Raw genomic sequence first — 16,518 nt, 5'->3', positions numbered from 1 at the left:
GCCGTTTCTCTGCCTTTACCTTTTTCGCCTCGCCTTCTGCCGATTCCTGCATTTTTCCCTTTTTGACGTCAAACTTGACACAATAACTAGCCTAGATTTACGATACATAGTAATTCTATGTATCAAACGAAGGAGGAATTCCGGCCATGAAAGTAAGCAAAGAACTGCTCAAAGGATCGACCGGAACGCTGGTGCTGACCGTGCTGTCGCAGCGAAGCATGTACGGGTACGAGCTGATCAAAGAACTGGACGGACGCTCCGGCGGCGTGTTCGCGCTCAAAGAAGGGACGCTGTATCCGATCTTGCACGCGATGGAAGCGGAACGTTGGGTACGGTCGCATTGGGAAGAAAGCGGCGGAAGAAAACGCAAATATTATACGGTGACCGAAGACGGAATCAAGCAGCTTAAGCTCAAGACCGAAGAATGGCGGATCTTCAGCGGCGCGGTCGACGCGGTGCTCGGGGAGGGACGGGCATGAACAAGGCGACTTCGGAAAAAGAACCGGCGCGCCGCGAAGCGGACCGGATGATCGAGGCTTATCTGGACCGCATGTGCGCGAAAATAAAAGCCAAAGAACTCCACCCCGAACTGCGGGAAGAGATGCGCGGACATATCGAGGAATTAATCGCGGATCGGGAAGAGGAAGAACGCTCCCCGCAACAAGCCGCGGCTTGGGCGTTGGAGCAAATGGGAGACGCGGACGAGGTGGGCAGCACGCTCGGACGTGTACATAAGCCGAAGTTCGATTGGCGGCTGCTGCTGCCGATCGCGGTGATGGCGGGACTGGGACTGCTGGCGTTGTTCTCGTTGTCGGCGGCGGGCGAGGGAGCCGCGCAGCGTTTCGACTTCGGTCTTAACCAGATTTTTTATTACGTCCTGGGCGCGATCGCGCTAGCGATCTTCGTTTTTGCCGATTATCGGCTGCTGCGCAAATACGCGGTGCAGCTCTACGCGGTTACGGCCGTTCTGACGGTGTTGTTTTTCTCGTTCCGATCGGTCTCCATGAACGGAACCCAAAGTTGGATCATAATCGGTCCGCTCACGCTCAACTGGACGCTCTGCATGTTCATCTTGTTTCTGTCGACGCTGCCCGGGCTGTTCGAACGCCTCCGCGTGAAAGAAGCCGAGTGGAACGGAATTTCGAATCTGCTGGCGATCGGAGCGATTCTGCTGCCCGTGGTTCTCTACGTTTATTTCGATCTGATCGCTTGGCTGCCGCTGCTCGCTTACGGGATCGCCGCTTTCGCGATGTATGCTCGCTGCGGCGGTTCACGCCTCTACCTGATTGCGGCACCGGTTGCCGCGATCGGTTGGGCGGGCAGTCTGTACCTGCGCAGCCCGGTTTGGCGCGACCGCGTCGGTTCCGTCTTCGCTCCGCAGCATCAGTCGCCGGATAATTTGTATTTGAACGAGAATATGGCAGCGGCTATTCGCGAAGGCGGTTGGTTGGGACAGGGCTTCGGAGCTTCCGGCTCGTCCGTCGTTTATCCTTACAACGATGCGATTCTCCCTTATTTGACCTACAGCTTCGGATGGACCGCGGCGGCTCTGTTGATCGGCTCGATCGTCTGGCTGATCGCCCTGCTTCTGCGTTCCGCCAAGCTTATTTCGGATAAAAACGGCAGTTTGCTCGTTATGGGCCTTTCCGTTTTCTTGGCCGGACAGTGGGTTTACGGCGTCGGCGCTTCTTTCGGATGGCTGCCGTTCACGACGCTGGCTATGCCTTTTATCGGTTACGGAGGCACTTCCACGATCGTGTACTGCGCGGTGATCGGCTTGATCCTCGGCATCTATCGTCGCAAAGATACGATCCCGGCTTCGGGAGAAAAATTCGCGGTCAAACCGTCGGAGGAGAAAAAGCTGCTGCTTTGAATCGACAAGATCGAGATCTATGTCGGCTCCGACGAACGTCCGCAAGAACGCCGCTTCGCGGAGAGCCGTAAAGATTGACGACCTACAGCTGTTGGATTTCGTCTGACGATCGAAAGAAGCCGAACCTGTTAAGAGGTTCGGCTTCTTTCGGCGTGCGGCTGTATTTTTCCCGCTTGCGTGCTGCTTGCTCACGCGTGAAAAGCGATCTTTATTTCTTGATGCCCAGCAGAGATCCTGTCGTCGTTTTGCCTGCCGTGCTCGACGTCGTCGTCGTTGCCGAAGTCGTTGTTGCGGATGCAGAAGACGCGGAAGTCGTCGCGGCAGCCGTGGCCGCTCCGGCGCTGTAAGCCGCTGCCGCCGTGGTCGGCGTCGTGGTCGTCGTCGTACCGCTCGACGCTCCGGTCAAGCTGCCTACCGTGGTCGTGGTGTTAGCGGTCGTCGTGTTGACGGTATTGACGACGGTTGTGAGCAAATCCGGCGTCGACGTGGTTGCCGTCGGCGTAGTTGTTGTTGGCGTCGACGGGGTTGCCGTCGACGTAGTTGGTGTTGGCGTCGACGTGGTTGCCGTCGACGTAGTTGGTGTTGGCGTCGACGTGGTTGCCGTCGGCGTAGTTGTTGTTGGCGTCGACGGGGTTGCCGTCGGCGTAGTTGTTGTTGGCGTCGACGTGGTTGCTGTCGGCGCGGTTGGTGTTGGCGTCGACGTGCTTGCCGTCGGCGTAGTTGTTGTTGGCGTCGACACGCTTGCCGTTGGAGCGCTGGCCGTCGATGTCGTCTCGGTCACTTGCGTCTGCGATCCGGAAGACGATGCCGTCGTAGTCGTTTGCGTCTGCGAATTAGACGACGATGCCGTCGCGGTCGTTTGCGCCTGCGAATTAGACGCCGATGCCGTCTCAGTCGTTTGCGCCTGCGATCCCGACGCCGATGCCGCCGCGGTCGTTTGCGTCTGCGATCCCGACGCCGATGCCGCCGCGGTCGCTTGCGCCTGCGAATTAGACGCCGATGCCGTCGCGCCGGACGAAGCGGAAGCCGAGGAAGCGCCGGAAGGCATTACTACGGTTCTTATCGAGCCGCCGACCGGAGTCCGGTCCGTCGAAGCACCCGAAGCCGCGGCTGCGGTTCCGGCTGCCGCTGCCGAAGCTTCGCTTTGCGCTTTCGGAGCTTGATTATCGTTGTACATCCGGTACGAAGTCGTGCTGATATCCAGGCGCAGTTGATGCATTTGGGATTTCCAACTGGCACCGCTTTTCGAGACTTTCTGCTCGATGGCCCGATCCGCCAGATTCTTCAAGTTGCTTTTGAAATCTTCTTTGTTTAGCGTAAAGCCGTTCTGGGAATAGATTGCTTGCAGCAGCTCGTACTGCTTTTTTTGGTTTTGTTCGATTCTGGAGTAGAACTCCGTTTTATCTTTTTTGATCTCGGCGTTCGTACGGGTGTCTTTGGTTGACAGGTCTTTATTGTCGGACGATTGGACCCGCGAAGCGTTTTTGTTGGCGTATGACGAATTGTCCGAATAATCGTATTTGTTTGTCCGGTCCGTGGCAGAAGCGGAGGAGTAAGACGACAGTGTGCTCATGCTTTAGCCCCCTCTATCGGTTTCGAAATGGATATCGTAGGCATAGTGTACTATCTTCTGGAAAAGAAAGGGAATGGGATGGTGTTCCCCACTCTTTTCTGCCCTATTTTTCCATATAAACAGGAGACATCTCCGGGTTTTTTAGCAAGCAAGGCTGGTTTTTTAATCCTGCTTTCGAGCTATTTTGAGTTATTCGTTTTTTACCGACTTTTTTCTACATGGTTCTCTTTTGGTTGCTTAAAACAAGATTTCGAGCCAAGAAAACAAAAAAGAAGCCGCCGAAGCGACTTCCTATTTCTCGGGTCCCGGATTTGCGTTTGCGGACAAAAAAAATCGCCCCCTGTGCCAGGAGGCAATCATTGCGAGCGCGGTACGTGTCGTTCAGGCTTTGACGGTCTCGACCAAGTTCTTGTCTTGTTCGTTCTGATCATGCTGCTCGCTCAACTTATCATAGGCTTCCACGCTGATCTCCAAACTGATCTTATGCAGTTCGGATTTCCACTCCATCTTCAAGGACGTGCCTTCGCGGCTCATCAGCTGTTCGATCGAACGTTCCGCCAACGCTTTCATCGAATCCTTGAATTTGTCCGGCGACATGTCGATTCTCAGTTTTTCCGAGTAAAAGGTCTGCAGCAGCTTTTGCTGGGCCTGCTTCTCTTCTTCCTGCTTTTTCGCCTGTTCGACGTCCTGCTTTTTCCGTTCCGCCGCGCTGACGGCTTGTTTTTCTCCGACGGAATCGGTCGCTTTGTCGTCCTTCTCCGTTTTCGGATCGGATTTCGGCTTTTCGGTCGTCGACGTCTTGGCGGTCTGATCCGGATTGACGGTGTTCGGATTTCTGTAATCGGACGCCCAACTTGCCGAGCTTCCTCCGCTAAAAGATACTTTTTCCATTCCAACACCCCTGTACCCAAAAATCTTGCTAACTTGCTAATTAATTATGTTCATACTACTACGCAATAAGGCCTAAAGATATAAGACTCTTTTCCTGTTTCGCTTGCTTTTCGTCGTATTTACACACCTCCTTCTTTCTTTTTCGGTTTTTAATTCGATTTTTGTTCTGCTTTTTGCAAAAATGCCTGCTGGCTGATTTCATGACAAAAATGTTACGGGTAGATGAATGAGCAAATGTTGTTCGCCGCCGCGAAAGCAGGTATAGTCGGACATGTGCGCAAAAAAGAACCGAATCCGGCATTCAAGCCGGCTATCGAAAGGAAACTGCCTACTTATGCTGCGAAACTGGAAAAAGCTTGCCGTCTTCTCTCTCGCCGTCCTGCTGATTCTGGGAATCACGGGTCTGCTCTTCTATCGCCATCTCGAACACAAACGGCTCGTCAACCACGGCATTACCGAAGATCCGATTCCCGTCGCCTCGACCGAAAAGGTCGGAGACCGTTACGACGTGATCGTCGCGGGCACGGACCCGGAAGGTCTGACCGCCGCGATCTCTTCCGCCCGGAACGGATTGAAAGTTCTGCTCGTGGACGGACACGACCGCAAAATGCTCGGCGGGTTGATGACCGTCGGCTGGCTGAACATGATCGACCTGAACTACTCGACGGAGCAGCCGTTTTTCTTCCGACGCTTCCGCGAGCCGGATTATCTGAACAAAGGCATTTTTCAAGAATGGTACGACAAGTTCGACGGCACTTCGTTCGACGTGAACGTCGCGGCCAACTTATTCTATAAAATGGTCAAAGCCGAACCCAATATCGATCTCGTGATGGAAACGAAAGCCATGGCTCCGCTCACCGATACGCAAAAAGGACGGACGACCCTGACCGGCATGACGTTGACGCTCGCAAACGGCAGCGAACGCCGCGTGCTTGCGCCCGTCGTCATCGACGCGACGCAAAACGCGGACGTGGCCGCCGAAGCCGGCGCTTCGTTCACGTTGGGACGTCAGGACATCGGCGACACGCACAGCGTTATGGCTTCCACGCTCGTCTTTCGCATGAAAGGCATGACCCAGAAGATCTGGGAAGAGATGGGCAAGCACGACGACACGGGCATCGACCGGACCAGCATCTGGGGTTATAAGGAAGCGGCCGAATATCCGTCGAGCGATCCCGCCAAAGTCCGCATGCGCGGTTTGAACATCGGGCGGCAGAACGACGGCACGATTCTGATCAATTCCATGCAGCTGCTCGGCGTCAATCCGCTCGATCCCGCATCGATCAAGAAAGGCATCGAGGTCGGAACGGCCGAAGCGCCGAAGATCGTCGATTTTCTCAAAAAGCGCTTCCCGGAAATGGAGCCGCTGCAATACGACGGCGTCGCCGAAGAATTGTATCTTCGCGAATCGCGCCATCTGGAATCCGAATACCGGCTCACGCTGGCCGACGTCATGGAGAACCGCCAGCATTGGGACGATATCGCCTACGGCTCGTATCCGGTCGATATCCAGACCACCAGCGACGGCCGGATCGGAACCGTCTTGATGAAGCCGAGCCAGTACGGCGTGCCGTTCCGCACGCTCGTGCCGAAGAACGTGGACGGGCTGCTGGTCGTCGGCCGATCGGCCGGCTTCGACACCGTCCCGCACGGCAGCGCGCGCACGATTCCGGTCGGCATGGCGACCGGCCAAGCGGCCGGCGCTGCGGTCAAGATCGCGCGGGACTCGAATATGACGCTGCGCGAGTTCTCCGAGTCCCGCGAGCAAATCGAGGCGCTCAAAGTCCTGCTCCGCAAACAAGGCGTCGATCTGTCCCGGCCGAAGATCCCGGAGCCGGAATACATGAAAAGCAAAGACTATCCGGGCATGCTGGTCGCCGCGAACATGTATCTGACTTCGGGCGGCTACGACAACGATCAATGGGGCGTCGGCGACAAAGCCAACGTGCAGCGCTTCTTCAACGCGATGCGCACCGTCCGCGCGCTGCATCCGGATTTCTTCGCCGGAGACATGCAGGGAGCGCTCGCGGCCGTGGCCGATCCGTCCAAAGTCGATCTCTCGCTCGAACAAGCCGCCAAGCTGATCGCGAGCTCGATGAATCTGGAGAACGCTCCGGAAGGCAAAGCGGCGGACACGCTGGTACAAGAAGGCTGGCTGCAGCAGCAAACGCTGGACGGCATCGAAGACAAAAAGAAATTGACGAACGGCGACTATTTCATGTTGATCCGCGATCTAAGCAAACATTTCCTGCCGGCCGAAAACGTGGATACCGCAGGGCAATAAGCACGAACGGCGCGGTTCTCGTCCTTACCCGACCGAGCGATCGACATGCGCATTCCGACGACCGAAAGCCCGGACCTCAGAGTCCGGGCTTTTTGCCGATCGTTTTCCGAATCGTATGATGCGATTAGGGACTTCCGCTCCCTACTTCTCCAACGCCCGACGAAGATCCGCCAGCAGCTTATCCGCTTCCGCGATCTCGGCATCGATATTGTTATCGAATACGGACACCCGCACGCCGTCTTGAGCCAGACGCGGCAGAATCTTGTCCATGAACGCCAACAGATCGAGCGGACGGCCGGAGCAGCCCGACCAATCGCCCCGCGCGCAGTGCAGGGCGAACTCGCTTTTGGGCCATAACGGCAGGACCGGCGATCCGTCGCGATCCGTCGTCATCGCCCAACCTTCGTCGTACAATCCCCAGATAATCTCCGTATCGGCCGCTTTTTTCACGAAATAGTCGTATCGCAGCGCGGCCGATCGGCCGACGATCGCATTGAATGCTTTCAAATCCATGTGGCTCCCCGCTTCCGTATACCGAATGATCGGAGACGAACGGCGGTCAAGACCGCCGTTCGTTCTTCTTCATCCTTTACCCATCCTGCGAAGGAGTCGACCGCTTTGCCGAATCGATTACGCTTCTCTCGTCTTCAAGAACCGCTCGCCTCGCGCGCGCTTCCTTCGCCCGGATCGCCGATCTCGAACTGCCTCTGCACGAGCTTGCGGTAAAAAGCGTGCGAAGCCAGCAGTTCTTCATGCGTGCCCTGTCCGGTGGCGCGGCCGTTTTCGATCACGATCAGCTTGTCCGCTCCGCGCACCGTGGATAACCGGTGGGCGATAACGAGCGTCGTCCGTCCGCGCATCAACGCGTCGAGCGCTTCCTGCACCCGCGCTTCCGACGCGCTGTCCAGATGCGCCGTCGCTTCGTCGAGCAGCAGAATATCGGGATCGCGCAGGATGGCCCTCGCGATCGCCAGGCGCTGGCGCTGACCGCCCGAGAGCAGAACGCCGCGTTCGCCGGCCTGCGTCTCCAAGCCTTGCGGCAGCGAAGCGACGAATTCCGTCAGATTCGCCTGCCGGACGGCTTCGTCCACCGCGCGGTCGGACGCCGCTCCTTCGAGCCCGTAAGTCAAGTTCTCGCGGATCGTTCCGGACATGACCGGACTCTCCTGCGAGACGTACGCGATCCGGCCTCGCCATTGTCTGAGCGGAATCTCCGCAGCCGGCTCGCCGCCGTACAGCAGCCGTCCTTCGCTCGGCTCGTAGAAACGTTCGATCAACGAGAAGATCGTCGTCTTGCCCGCTCCGCTCGGACCGACGAACGCGGTGGTCTGACCGGCTTCGGCGGTAAAGTTCAACCCTTGCAGAATCGGCTTGTCTTCGGAATAACGGAATGCCACGTTCTCGAACGTCAGCGGAAGCTGAATCGAATGTTTGGGCGGCGTCGATTCGTCGGCAGCACGTTCCTCGGCCGCCGGCAGCTCCCGTTCTTCCGGTTCCAACTCCATGATCTCCCGAATCCGCTCGGTCGCGCCGAGCGCTTTCTGAAACTGCGTGAAGAAGGTCGCGAGCTGCGTGAACGGCACGACGATCTGGAACATGTACAGAATGATCGCGACCAGCGCGCCGGCCGTCAACGCGCCGCGCGCCACCTGTGCTCCGCCGTAGCCGATCAAAGCGACCAGAATCAGCAGCATGACGGTCATCATCAGCGGCGACACGATCGCTTGAATCCGCGCTTCGCGCAGGCCGAACCGGAACAGTCCGGAGATGCGCTTCTCGCCTTGAACGCGTTCGGAAGGTTCGGCCAGCGAAGCTTTGACCAGACGGATATCGGACAGCACGCGGCCCAGATCGCCTTGGAATTCCGCGATCTCCTGCTGCGTGTCGCGCGAGATCGCATACATGCGGCGGCCGACCGGCCAGAGCAGCAGCATCGCCGCCGGAATCGCGAGCAGCGCGAACAGCGTCATTTTCCAATCGATGGTCAGCAGGATCACGACCGAGCCGACGATCGACACGATGCCGGACAAGAACGAAATCACTTGTCCCGTAATGAAGTCCTGCACGATGTTCGTATCGTTCGTCACCCGGCTCATCGTCTCGCCGGACGTGTTGCGGTCGAAGAACGAGACCGGCAGCTTCAGTACCCGCCGCCACAGATCGCGCCGCAGCCCCGATACGATAAACTGTCCGACGTACGACATCGTATAGATCGCGAGGCCCGACATCAGCGCCTGCGCCACGAACGCCGCCGCCAGCAGCGCGATCGTTCCGCCGGTCAGGTTCTCCATCGAAAATCCGTCCACCAGACGGCTGGTCAGCAGCGGAATCGCCAACGTGAATACCGTTTCGAACAGTCCGAGCACGATCGCCGCCGCCATCATCCAGCCTTTCGGCAGGTATTTCGCGACCAATTTCCAGAACGAACCCCAACCGCGAGCGGGTTGGGCCGGATCGGCTTCGGCGCGCGCGGCTCCGTTTTCCGCTTCCGATCGTCTTTCTTCAACTTCCGAATGCTCAAGGTCCTTTTCGTTTGTTCGAATAGGAATCTCCTCCGTTCTTGTTCGTTTTCGCGGTTTTCTTTTCTTCGATTTCGATCGCCGCGTCCCACATCCGTTCGATATACCTTTCTTCTTCGGCCGTGAACAGGATCGGGACCCCGAACGAATACGGCGGTTCCAGCTTGCCGAACGCCTCCAAGCCTTGAATCTCTTCTTTCGAGAGAGGTTGGCCCATTCGGCTCAGCAGTCCTTCGAGCCGCTTGGAGAGCTCGGCTGTAAAGCGCTGCGCTTCCGGTCCGTCGGGCGGCTTTCCTTCGCGCATCAGCTTCTTGAGCCGCGAGACCCAGCCGATCGCTTCCTGCTCGACCGCCCGCCAACTGCCTGTTAGGTCGCCGTCCGGCCATAACCTTTTCGTCAGCGAAGGCGGCATTTTCTCCTCGATCCAGCGCCGCTGCTCTTTCTCGGTCGCGATCGAGCGGATCAACAGCAGCAGCACGCTCGGTTCCAGACCTCCTTTGTCTCCGTCGGCCAACTCGAGCGTGTAATCGAGCGTATACAGCATGCGGTCGAGCTGCTCTTTCTTCTCCCGCAGCAGTTTCGCCTGACGTTCCAGCGAACGCCGAAGTTCGCCTTCGTCGGCTTCCAATTCCTGCGCGATCCGCTCCAACGGATAATCCAGAAATTTAAGCGTCAGGATCTGCTGCAGCCGAATCAGATCGCGATCCGTATACAGCCGGTGTCCGAGCTCGTTGTAGCCCGACGGTTCCAGCAGCCCCTTTTTGTGATAGAAACGCAGCGTGCGTTCGGTAACGCCTGTCAGCTTGGCAAAAGCGCCGACGGTATAGGTTCGGGTATCGATGTCCCCCGCCTCCTTTCCTTTGCTGGTTCCAGTATAGGGGTTGACGTTACGTCATAGGCAAGCGGCAATCGAAGATCGGGCGATTTTTAAAAATTTCTGCGCTTCGGCCCCGTTTTGCTCGATCGGTCGCATCCGCGAAGGTTAAAGAATAACGTTTCCAACAATCCATCGAGGAGGCGTAAGCAGACCATGACGATGAACTACAGAACGCTCGGCAAAACGGGATTGAAGGTATCGGAGATCGGTTACGGGGCATGGGGTATCGGCAATACGGGCTGGCGCGGCGCGGAAGACGAAGAATCGCTGCGGGCGCTGAACCGTTCGATCGACCTCGGACTTAATTTTATCGACACGGCGCTCGGATACGGAGACGGCCACAGCGAGAAGCTGGTCGGACAGGTCGTGCGCGAGCGCTCGGAGACGATCTACGTCGCGTCCAAGATTCCGCCGAAAAACGGGCAGTGGCCCGCAAGAGCAGGCGTGCCGTCCGGCGAGACGTTCACCGCCGAGCACGTGATCGCTTCGACCGAGACCAGCCTGCGGAATCTGGGACTGGAGACGATCGACGTGCAGCAGTTCCATGTCTGGTCGGACGAGTGGGTCGGTCAGGGCGATTGGCTGGAAGGCGTGCGGAAGTTGAAAGAGCAGGGCAAGATCCGCCACTTCGGCGTCTCGATTAACGATTACCAGCCGGCCAACGCGATCAAGCTGATCGAGACCGGCGTCGTGGACACGGTGCAGGTGATCTACAACATTTTCGAACAAGCGCCGGAAGACGAGCTGTTCCCCGCCTGCCTGAAGCATGACGTCGGCGTCATCGTGCGCGTGGCGCTCGACGAAGGCGGCCTGACGGGCAGCATCAAGCCGGATACGGAGTTTGCCGAAGACGATTTCCGCAGCCGTTATTTCCGAGGCGAGCGCAAGCGCGAGGTGTACGAGCGGGTACGGAAGATCACGGAGGATCTCGGAATCGGCGATGGCGAAATCGCGGAAACGGCGCTGCGCTACGTGCTGAGCCATCCGGCCGTCTCCACCGTCATTCCCGGCATGCGTTCCGTCCGCAACGTCGAGCGCAACATGCCGATCGGCGACGGACAAGGACTGCCGAAAGAACAGGTCGAGAAGCTGAAGGCGCATCGGTGGGAACGGAATTTCTACGCGTAAACGGGAAAAGGCGTCCGGTCATCGACCGGGCGTCTTTTTTTGCCGCGCCGATTCGGCTTCCCTTCTCCCGCATACTCCGGTAAGATGGACAGCATAATCCCGAGAGGACTGATGACGATGAAAAACGCGAATATGAACATTAACACGGCACACGAGGTGATCCAACACTAAACTTAACGAAAAGAGGAATACGATGATTTCGGATCAAGAACTGACGATTCGCCCGCTCGAAGAACGCGACCTGCCCCGACTGTGGGAATTGATCTACAAAGACGAGCAGCCCGAATGGAAAAAATGGGACGCGCCTTATTATCCGCACGAAGCGATGACTTACGAGAAGTTCCTGCCGACCGGACAGAAATGAGTCGGCGACGACGATTTCTGGGTGATCGAGGTGCAGGGAACGGTGCGCGGGATCGTTTCTTACTATTGGGAGCATGAACCTTCGCGCTGGCTGGAGATCGGCATCGTGCTGCACGAAGCCGGAAGCTGGGGACGGGGGATCGGGACGCGCGCTTTGCGATTATGGATCGACCGGCTGTTTACGACGCTGCCGCTGGTGCGGATCGGTTACAGCACGTGGTCGGGCAACGCGCGCATGATCCGCGTCGGCGATAAGCTCGGCATGCAGACGGAAGCGAGAATTCGGAAAGCGCGTTATTACGACGGGCAGTATTACGATTCCGTCCGTATGGGCATGCTGCGGGAAGAGTGGGAAGCGAATCGGCAGGATTCAGACGTACGGTCATAAAAAGAACGATACCGAGCGAAATCCGTTTCCGTAGAATCAGAAGCGGCTTCGCTAACGGATCGTCAATCCGTTAGAAGCGCCGAATAACCCTTTTCGAAACCCTAACGGATCGTAGATTCCTTAGCCGTCCGATTGTTCGATTTTCAGGCTGAAAACCGGCTATTTTTTATTCTAAGCGTCATCTCGATCCGTTAGAATTTGAAAACCGCTTCAAATGCCCGCTAAGCGTCATCTCGATCCGTTAGAAACCGGAGGGCGGTTCGCGTCGATTCGATTGGGTTCGGGTCGATGCGAACGAAATCGCAGCGGCTGCGTGCAGCGAATCGGAATTTCCGGACACATAGAAGCGCCCCCGCGCATACGCGCGGAGTCGCTTTTTTGCCGAGACGCCGATAGGATGGAAGATTACCGCGCCGCCTATCCTAATCCGGCTCCTTTCGCTCGGCTATGTCCGATTCATGCCTGCGGCTTGCCCGACACGAAGCCGCGGGCGCTTCGGTTCGCCCGTCCGATCAGTCGTGCTGCTCCGAGATCGTCTCGTACATGACCGGCAGCAGGCTCTCTTCGCGATCCATCTCGTTCCAGAACCAGACGACCGCGCCGAGCGGCAGATGCAGCGTCTCGTCTTTGCCGCTGACTTGGTCGATCAGCGGTCCGCGGCCGCCGGAGTCCAGACTGAGCTTGAACTCGAAATCGCGGTCCAACCGTTCGATCAGATACGAGCAGGCCATGCAGATATCGTCTTCGTTCGGCAGTTCGCTCTGTTTGCGTTTCTCGCGCAGCCAGTTCTCCAACCGCCGAATCGCTTCGCGCGTATCCGGCTCGCCGTCGTCGATGTTCGTCTGTTCCCGCAGCTTGTCCGCGCATTCCCGGTATTCGTTCAGAATCTTCTCGCTCAATGCTTCGCTCGGCTGATAATACGGCCGCTGCGCTTCTTCTTCCATCTTCGGCAGCAGCTCTTGGTCGAGTTTCTCCACAAAACGGTCCAAGATCTCTTCCAATTCGTCTTCGCTGTCGAACCGTACGAACTCGATGCCCGGCTTGCCCGGATAATAGCCTTCCACGTAAGCCTGCATGCCGATCAGATGCTCGTCCTGCAGGCCTTGCGAGATCTCGATCGACCGGCTGCGCGGTTTGCCTTCCTTCAGAAACGGCCAAGCATCGTTCAGGTCCTTCTTCTGCGGTTCGTAACCGTGCTCGCGCAGGTAAGGGATCAGGCGTTTGTTCATGGCATCCTGAATCATGGAATCAGACCTCCTTGGGGTTTCGCTCCGTATTCGGTTTCGATACACGTCTCGATCAGTTTTACCGCGATTTCGACCGAAGAAGCCGCCGACTCCCGGCCCAGCCAGTCGAGCGCGGCCGTTCGAATCTTCCGACAGTTGCCGACATTCACGACTTCCCGCAAACCGTTTCCGGCCATGCAGCGCGAACTTAGGTCGGGCAGCTCGAGGCCGTTCAACAGTTCGTTCAAATACGTTTCCCGGCCGAACTTGTACAGCACTTCCGCCCAAGCCAGCCTTCCCCATGACGAGCGTTCGCGAAGCAGACGGCTTTCCAGAAAAACGGCCGCTTCTTCCCGCGATCGGCCGAGCGCCTGTACGACATCGCCGTAAACGGACACCGCATAAGCGCGCACCATGACCGAACGGTCTCGCCGAATTTTCCGCTCCAGCACGCGCAGCACCTTTTCCGATTCGTACCAGGCGAGCGACTCGCAAGCCTCGGTCCGCACCAGATGATTCGGATCGTCGGTCAAACGAATCAGAATCCGTTCCCCTTCGCCGCATCTGTCGATGCCCAGCGCCGCGGCCGCTTCGCACCGAATCAGCGACTCCGAATCGTGCGAGCAGCGCTCGACGAAGGCGAAATCGAACGCTTCTTCGCATTTTTGCATGCGCAGCAGCCGTTCGAACGCGGCCTGCGCTTCCGGCGAGAACCGATCCGATGCTTCTTCCATCCTGCCGACTCCTTTCCGAACGACCAGTACCTCTCTCTCCATCCCTTCTCTATTTTCCGTAATATGGGACGTTATAGAAAAGATACACAGTTGTCGCGCAAGCGACGCGCCGAGATGCAAGAATTGACCGGGCGTTTACGAATCTTTAAGCAAAAAACCGAAAACCGGCTCCGACCACTGATCGGAGAACGGTCTTCGGCGGTTCGGTAATGCCCGCTTTCTCGAACAGCACTTTGCCGTCGGAAGAACTCGTATTGGAGCGCACGGCGTTCGTCAGATCGGCGCTGTAATCGGCGTGCACGATTTCGAGGTTGATCGTGACGTTCGGCTTAACCTTCTTGTATTCTTCGATATAGGCGTTAAAAGCATCCGTGCATTCCGGCGAAGCCGTAAACAGGTTGATCGTCGCCGGTTGATCGGACGAAGCTTCCTGCTTGGTGCCGGAATCGCTTCCGCTCGCGGCGGAATCTTTGGCTGCGCCTCTGAAACTATTTCGCGGACGCGCTCGACTATTACGTTGACCACGATATTTTTACCCCTAGAACGACAAAAGGAGGTTGGGCGGTTGAACGAGCTGCGCCTCATCAAACGGATTCGAAGAAGCGGCGATCGGGCCGCGGCCGACCGTCTGGTGCGGCTTTATTACGACGAGATCTACCGTTTTATACGCAAACAGGTTCCCGACGACGAGATCGCGCTCGATCTGACGCAGGAAGTCTTCATCTCCGTGCTGCGCTCGATCGGGCATTACGACGCGCGAGGCGGCGCGAGCTTCCGCACTTGGTTATACCGTATCGCGTCCAATAAACTGATCGACTGGTATCGTTCGCGGTCTTACCGCAACCGATCGCTCACGATGACGCTGGACGAACTCGAGCCGATCGACGACACGGACTTCACCCGATTGCTCGAAAACAACGAGTTCGTCGAAGAAGTCTTCGCGTTCGTGGGCGGACTGCCGCCGGACACTCAGAAGATCTTCCGGCTGCATCTGTTCGGCGGGTATACGTTCCGCGAGATCGCCGAGATGGTCGATCTCGCGGAAAGCAGCGTCAAATCGCGATATTACCGACTGATCCACAAACTCGGAAAGGAGTTCGAAGACCATGAATGAACGACAAAAAAACGCCAGCATCGAAGCCATTCTCGATCAAGGACTGATCCGGCCGGTCACGGCAGGGCGGCACGCCTACAACATGCTGCGGGAATTGGGATTGCGTTTTATTTTCTGGGACACGGGATACGGTTTGTTTTTCGCGGCGCTTTCTCTGGGGTTCGCATCGGCTTTGTTTATCTTGGCCCCTGCGGAATACCGCGCTTCGGCCGCGGTGACGATCGCTCCGCTGCTGCTGCTGTTTGCCGTGTCTTTCGCGGAGACGGCCGAACGGTTCGGCGGTCTATACGAGATCAAGCAGACCTGCCGCTACACGATCCGTCAGATCGCCGCGCTGCGCATGATGGCTTATTCCGCCGCAGGCACGGTGTTCACCGCGCTGATCGCTTATGTCGGCACGCAGGGCGAATTCGGGTTTTTGTCGCTGTTCTCGCTCTGCCTGGCCGCTTTGTTCGCCTGTGCCGCGCTCTCGATCTCGCTGCTGCGCCGTACGCGAAACGGCTGGATTCCGGCTTCGCTGACCGCGGTCTGGCTGCTCGGCAATATCGCCTTGATGTTCGCCGCAGGCTCGGGATGGGAGCGGCTGCTTCGGAACATTCCGGCCGGAGCCGCGCTCGCGTTCGCCGTCGTCTGCGCCGCGTTATTCGCGTGGCAGCTCTCAAAAATGCTCCGGGAGGTCAAATCTTATGCTATCGCTTAACCGGGTGACCAAACAATACGGAAGCTTCGCCGCGCTGGAAGAGATCGATCTGGAATTCGCGCAAGGCGTCTATGCCCTGCTCGCCCCCAACGGCGCGGGCAAAACGACGCTGATCAAGATGCTCGCCACGCTGATCTTCCCCACCAAAGGGGAGATTCTCTGGAACGGCGACGACATTGTCGCGCTCGACGCGAGCTATCGCGACATCATCGGCTATCTGCCGCAGGATTTCGGTTATTACCGCAATCATACGCCGCGCGAATTTCTGCGCTATATGGCCGCGGTCAAATGCCTAAAGCGCGATCAGGTCGCGGGGCGGATCGACGAACTGATCGAACAAGTCGGCCTCTCGGACGTACGGGACAAAAAGATGCGCAAATTCTCCGGCGGCATGATCCAGCGGGTCGGGATCGCGCAGGCCATGCTGAACGATCCGCGCATCCTGATTCTCGACGAGCCGACGGCCGGACTCGATCCGAAAGAACGCGTGCGTTTCCGCAATCTGATCTCTTCGCTGTCCAAAGACCGGATCGTCATCCTCTCGACCCATATCGTGTCGGATATCGAGACGATCGCCGGCAGCGTGATCTTGATCAAAGACCGTCGTCTGTTCGCGCAGGATTCGCCGGCCGCGATCTGCCGAACGCTGTCGGGCAAAGTGTTCGAAACGGACGCCATCGAGCAGATCAAGACGCCGCGTCTGCTGCTGACCGAAAGGCAGGAGAACGGACGGACGATCACGCGATTCGCCAGCGAACGCGGCATCGGAGATTCCGGATCGGTACGAAGCGTCGAACCGAATCTCGAAGACGTGTTTCTGTACGTCTATCGGGACGAAGAAGAGTGAA

Annotated in this window: 15 protein-coding genes and 2 pseudogenes; 9 read left to right on the top strand and 8 right to left on the bottom strand. The window is 57.6% G+C overall.

Annotation, left to right across the window (positions count from 1 at the left end; translation table 11 throughout):
* Positions 1 to 146 precede the first annotated feature (146 nt).
* Positions 147 to 479, top strand: a complete 333-nt coding sequence (locus CDO73_RS08675; RefSeq protein WP_088488126.1) for a PadR family transcriptional regulator — start codon at positions 147 to 149, stop codon at positions 477 to 479.
* A complete protein-coding gene (locus tag CDO73_RS08670) occupies positions 476 to 1,873 on the top strand; it encodes an FtsW/RodA/SpoVE family cell cycle protein (protein ID WP_179218635.1) in 1,398 nt (465 codons plus the stop codon). Before CDO73_RS08675 ends, CDO73_RS08670 begins: the two co-directional genes overlap by 4 nt.
* A 208-nt stretch (positions 1,874 to 2,081) precedes the next feature.
* On the opposite strand, the gene CDO73_RS26960 is transcribed toward CDO73_RS08670, so the two are convergent.
* Positions 2,082 to 2,345, bottom strand: coding sequence for a hypothetical protein (locus tag CDO73_RS26960; RefSeq protein WP_143536099.1), 264 nt, complete (start codon positions 2,343 to 2,345; stop codon positions 2,082 to 2,084).
* Here CDO73_RS26960 and CDO73_RS08660 point away from each other — a divergent pair.
* On the top strand, positions 2,317 to 3,036 hold the full coding sequence (locus tag CDO73_RS08660; protein ID WP_143536098.1) for a hypothetical protein: 720 nt from the start codon (positions 2,317 to 2,319) through the stop codon (positions 3,034 to 3,036). The genes CDO73_RS26960 and CDO73_RS08660 overlap by 29 nt on opposite strands.
* A gap of 791 nt (positions 3,037 to 3,827) precedes the next feature.
* Here CDO73_RS08660 and CDO73_RS08655 read toward each other — a convergent pair.
* Positions 3,828 to 4,337 carry a hypothetical protein gene (locus tag CDO73_RS08655; RefSeq protein WP_088488122.1) on the bottom strand — a complete coding sequence of 170 codons (510 nt, stop codon included), beginning with the start codon at positions 4,335 to 4,337 and terminating at the stop codon, positions 3,828 to 3,830.
* A gap of 334 nt (positions 4,338 to 4,671) precedes the next feature.
* Here CDO73_RS08655 and CDO73_RS08650 point away from each other — a divergent pair, with 334 nt between their 5' ends.
* Positions 4,672 to 6,621 carry an FAD-dependent oxidoreductase gene (locus CDO73_RS08650; RefSeq protein WP_256972620.1) on the top strand — a complete coding sequence of 650 codons (1,950 nt, stop codon included), beginning with the start codon at positions 4,672 to 4,674 and terminating at the stop codon, positions 6,619 to 6,621.
* Between the two features lie 141 nt (positions 6,622 to 6,762).
* On the opposite strand, the gene CDO73_RS08645 is transcribed toward CDO73_RS08650, so the two are convergent.
* The 3 genes from CDO73_RS08645 to CDO73_RS08635 form a co-directional block, all read right to left on the bottom strand.
* Positions 6,763 to 7,128, bottom strand: a complete 366-nt coding sequence (locus CDO73_RS08645) for a DUF2750 domain-containing protein (protein ID WP_179218634.1) — start codon at positions 7,126 to 7,128, stop codon at positions 6,763 to 6,765.
* A 140-nt stretch (positions 7,129 to 7,268) separates the two neighbouring features.
* Positions 7,269 to 9,035, bottom strand: a complete 1,767-nt coding sequence (locus CDO73_RS08640) for an ABC transporter ATP-binding protein (protein ID WP_256972619.1) — start codon at positions 9,033 to 9,035, stop codon at positions 7,269 to 7,271.
* Positions 9,036 to 9,138: 103 nt separating this feature from the next.
* On the bottom strand, positions 9,139 to 9,981 hold the full coding sequence (locus CDO73_RS08635; protein ID WP_088488119.1) for a MerR family transcriptional regulator: 843 nt from the start codon (positions 9,979 to 9,981) through the stop codon (positions 9,139 to 9,141).
* A gap of 189 nt (positions 9,982 to 10,170) precedes the next feature.
* Between CDO73_RS08635 and CDO73_RS08630 the strand changes: the two genes are divergently transcribed.
* Positions 10,171 to 11,145, top strand: coding sequence for an aldo/keto reductase (locus tag CDO73_RS08630; RefSeq protein ID WP_088488118.1), 975 nt, complete (start codon positions 10,171 to 10,173; stop codon positions 11,143 to 11,145).
* Between the two features lie 193 nt (positions 11,146 to 11,338).
* Positions 11,339 to 11,896: pseudogene (locus tag CDO73_RS08625) on the top strand (GNAT family N-acetyltransferase).
* A 512-nt stretch (positions 11,897 to 12,408) separates the two neighbouring features.
* On the opposite strand, the gene CDO73_RS08620 reads toward CDO73_RS08625, so the two are convergent.
* From CDO73_RS08620 to CDO73_RS27430, 3 genes and pseudogenes are all read right to left on the bottom strand, one after another.
* Complete coding sequence (locus CDO73_RS08620) at positions 12,409 to 13,140, bottom strand: hypothetical protein (protein WP_088488117.1); 732 nt, start codon at positions 13,138 to 13,140, stop codon at positions 12,409 to 12,411.
* A complete protein-coding gene (locus tag CDO73_RS08615; protein ID WP_179218633.1) occupies positions 13,137 to 13,856 on the bottom strand; it encodes a HEAT repeat domain-containing protein in 720 nt (239 codons plus the stop codon). Before CDO73_RS08615 ends, CDO73_RS08620 begins: the two co-directional genes overlap by 4 nt.
* A gap of 187 nt (positions 13,857 to 14,043) precedes the next feature.
* Positions 14,044 to 14,337 (bottom strand): annotated as a pseudogene (locus tag CDO73_RS27430) (sugar ABC transporter substrate-binding protein); the annotation flags it as partial.
* An 84-nt stretch (positions 14,338 to 14,421) separates the two neighbouring features.
* Here CDO73_RS27430 and CDO73_RS08605 point away from each other — a divergent pair.
* From CDO73_RS08605 to CDO73_RS08595, 3 genes are read left to right on the top strand one after another with little or no spacing between them, the layout of a single operon-like run.
* The gene (locus tag CDO73_RS08605; RefSeq protein ID WP_179218632.1) at positions 14,422 to 14,970 is read left to right on the top strand and encodes an RNA polymerase sigma factor; all 549 of its coding nucleotides are present in this window, start codon (positions 14,422 to 14,424) and stop codon (positions 14,968 to 14,970) included.
* Positions 14,963 to 15,670 carry a hypothetical protein gene (locus CDO73_RS08600; protein ID WP_088488114.1) on the top strand — a complete coding sequence of 236 codons (708 nt, stop codon included), beginning with the start codon at positions 14,963 to 14,965 and terminating at the stop codon, positions 15,668 to 15,670. The genes CDO73_RS08605 and CDO73_RS08600 overlap by 8 nt, the downstream gene beginning before the upstream one ends.
* Positions 15,657 to 16,517: an ABC transporter ATP-binding protein gene (locus CDO73_RS08595; protein ID WP_088488113.1), complete on the top strand. Its 861-nt coding sequence runs from the start codon at positions 15,657 to 15,659 to the stop codon at positions 16,515 to 16,517. Before CDO73_RS08600 ends, CDO73_RS08595 begins: the two co-directional genes overlap by 14 nt.
* Position 16,518: the final 1 nt, after the last annotated feature.

This window comes from Saccharibacillus sp. O23, assembly GCF_002205895.1.
Taxonomy (GTDB): Bacteria; Bacillota; Bacilli; order Paenibacillales; family Paenibacillaceae; genus Saccharibacillus.
The sequence above is the reverse complement of the archived record's forward strand: the minus strand, read 5'-3'. Positions and strand labels throughout refer to the sequence as shown.

Bases quoted from the DNA above. Each gene is read 5' to 3' on its own strand.
- CDO73_RS08675 (WP_088488126.1), top strand. From the start codon at position 147: ATGAAAGTAAGCAAAGAACTGCTCAAAGGATCGACCGGAACGCTGGTG.
- CDO73_RS08670 (WP_179218635.1), top strand. From the start codon at position 476: ATGAACAAGGCGACTTCGGAAAAAGAACCGGCGCGCCGCGAAGCGGAC.
- CDO73_RS08655 (WP_088488122.1), bottom strand. From the start codon at position 4,337: ATGGAAAAAGTATCTTTTAGCGGAGGAAGCTCGGCAAGTTGGGCGTCC.
- CDO73_RS08650 (WP_256972620.1), top strand. From the start codon at position 4,672: ATGCTGCGAAACTGGAAAAAGCTTGCCGTCTTCTCTCTCGCCGTCCTG.
- CDO73_RS08630 (WP_088488118.1), top strand. From the start codon at position 10,171: ATGACGATGAACTACAGAACGCTCGGCAAAACGGGATTGAAGGTATCG.
- CDO73_RS08620 (WP_088488117.1), bottom strand. From the start codon at position 13,140: ATGATTCAGGATGCCATGAACAAACGCCTGATCCCTTACCTGCGCGAG.
- CDO73_RS08615 (WP_179218633.1), bottom strand. From the start codon at position 13,856: ATGGAAGAAGCATCGGATCGGTTCTCGCCGGAAGCGCAGGCCGCGTTC.
- CDO73_RS08600 (WP_088488114.1), top strand. From the start codon at position 14,963: ATGAATGAACGACAAAAAAACGCCAGCATCGAAGCCATTCTCGATCAA.
- CDO73_RS08595 (WP_088488113.1), top strand. From the start codon at position 15,657: ATGCTATCGCTTAACCGGGTGACCAAACAATACGGAAGCTTCGCCGCG.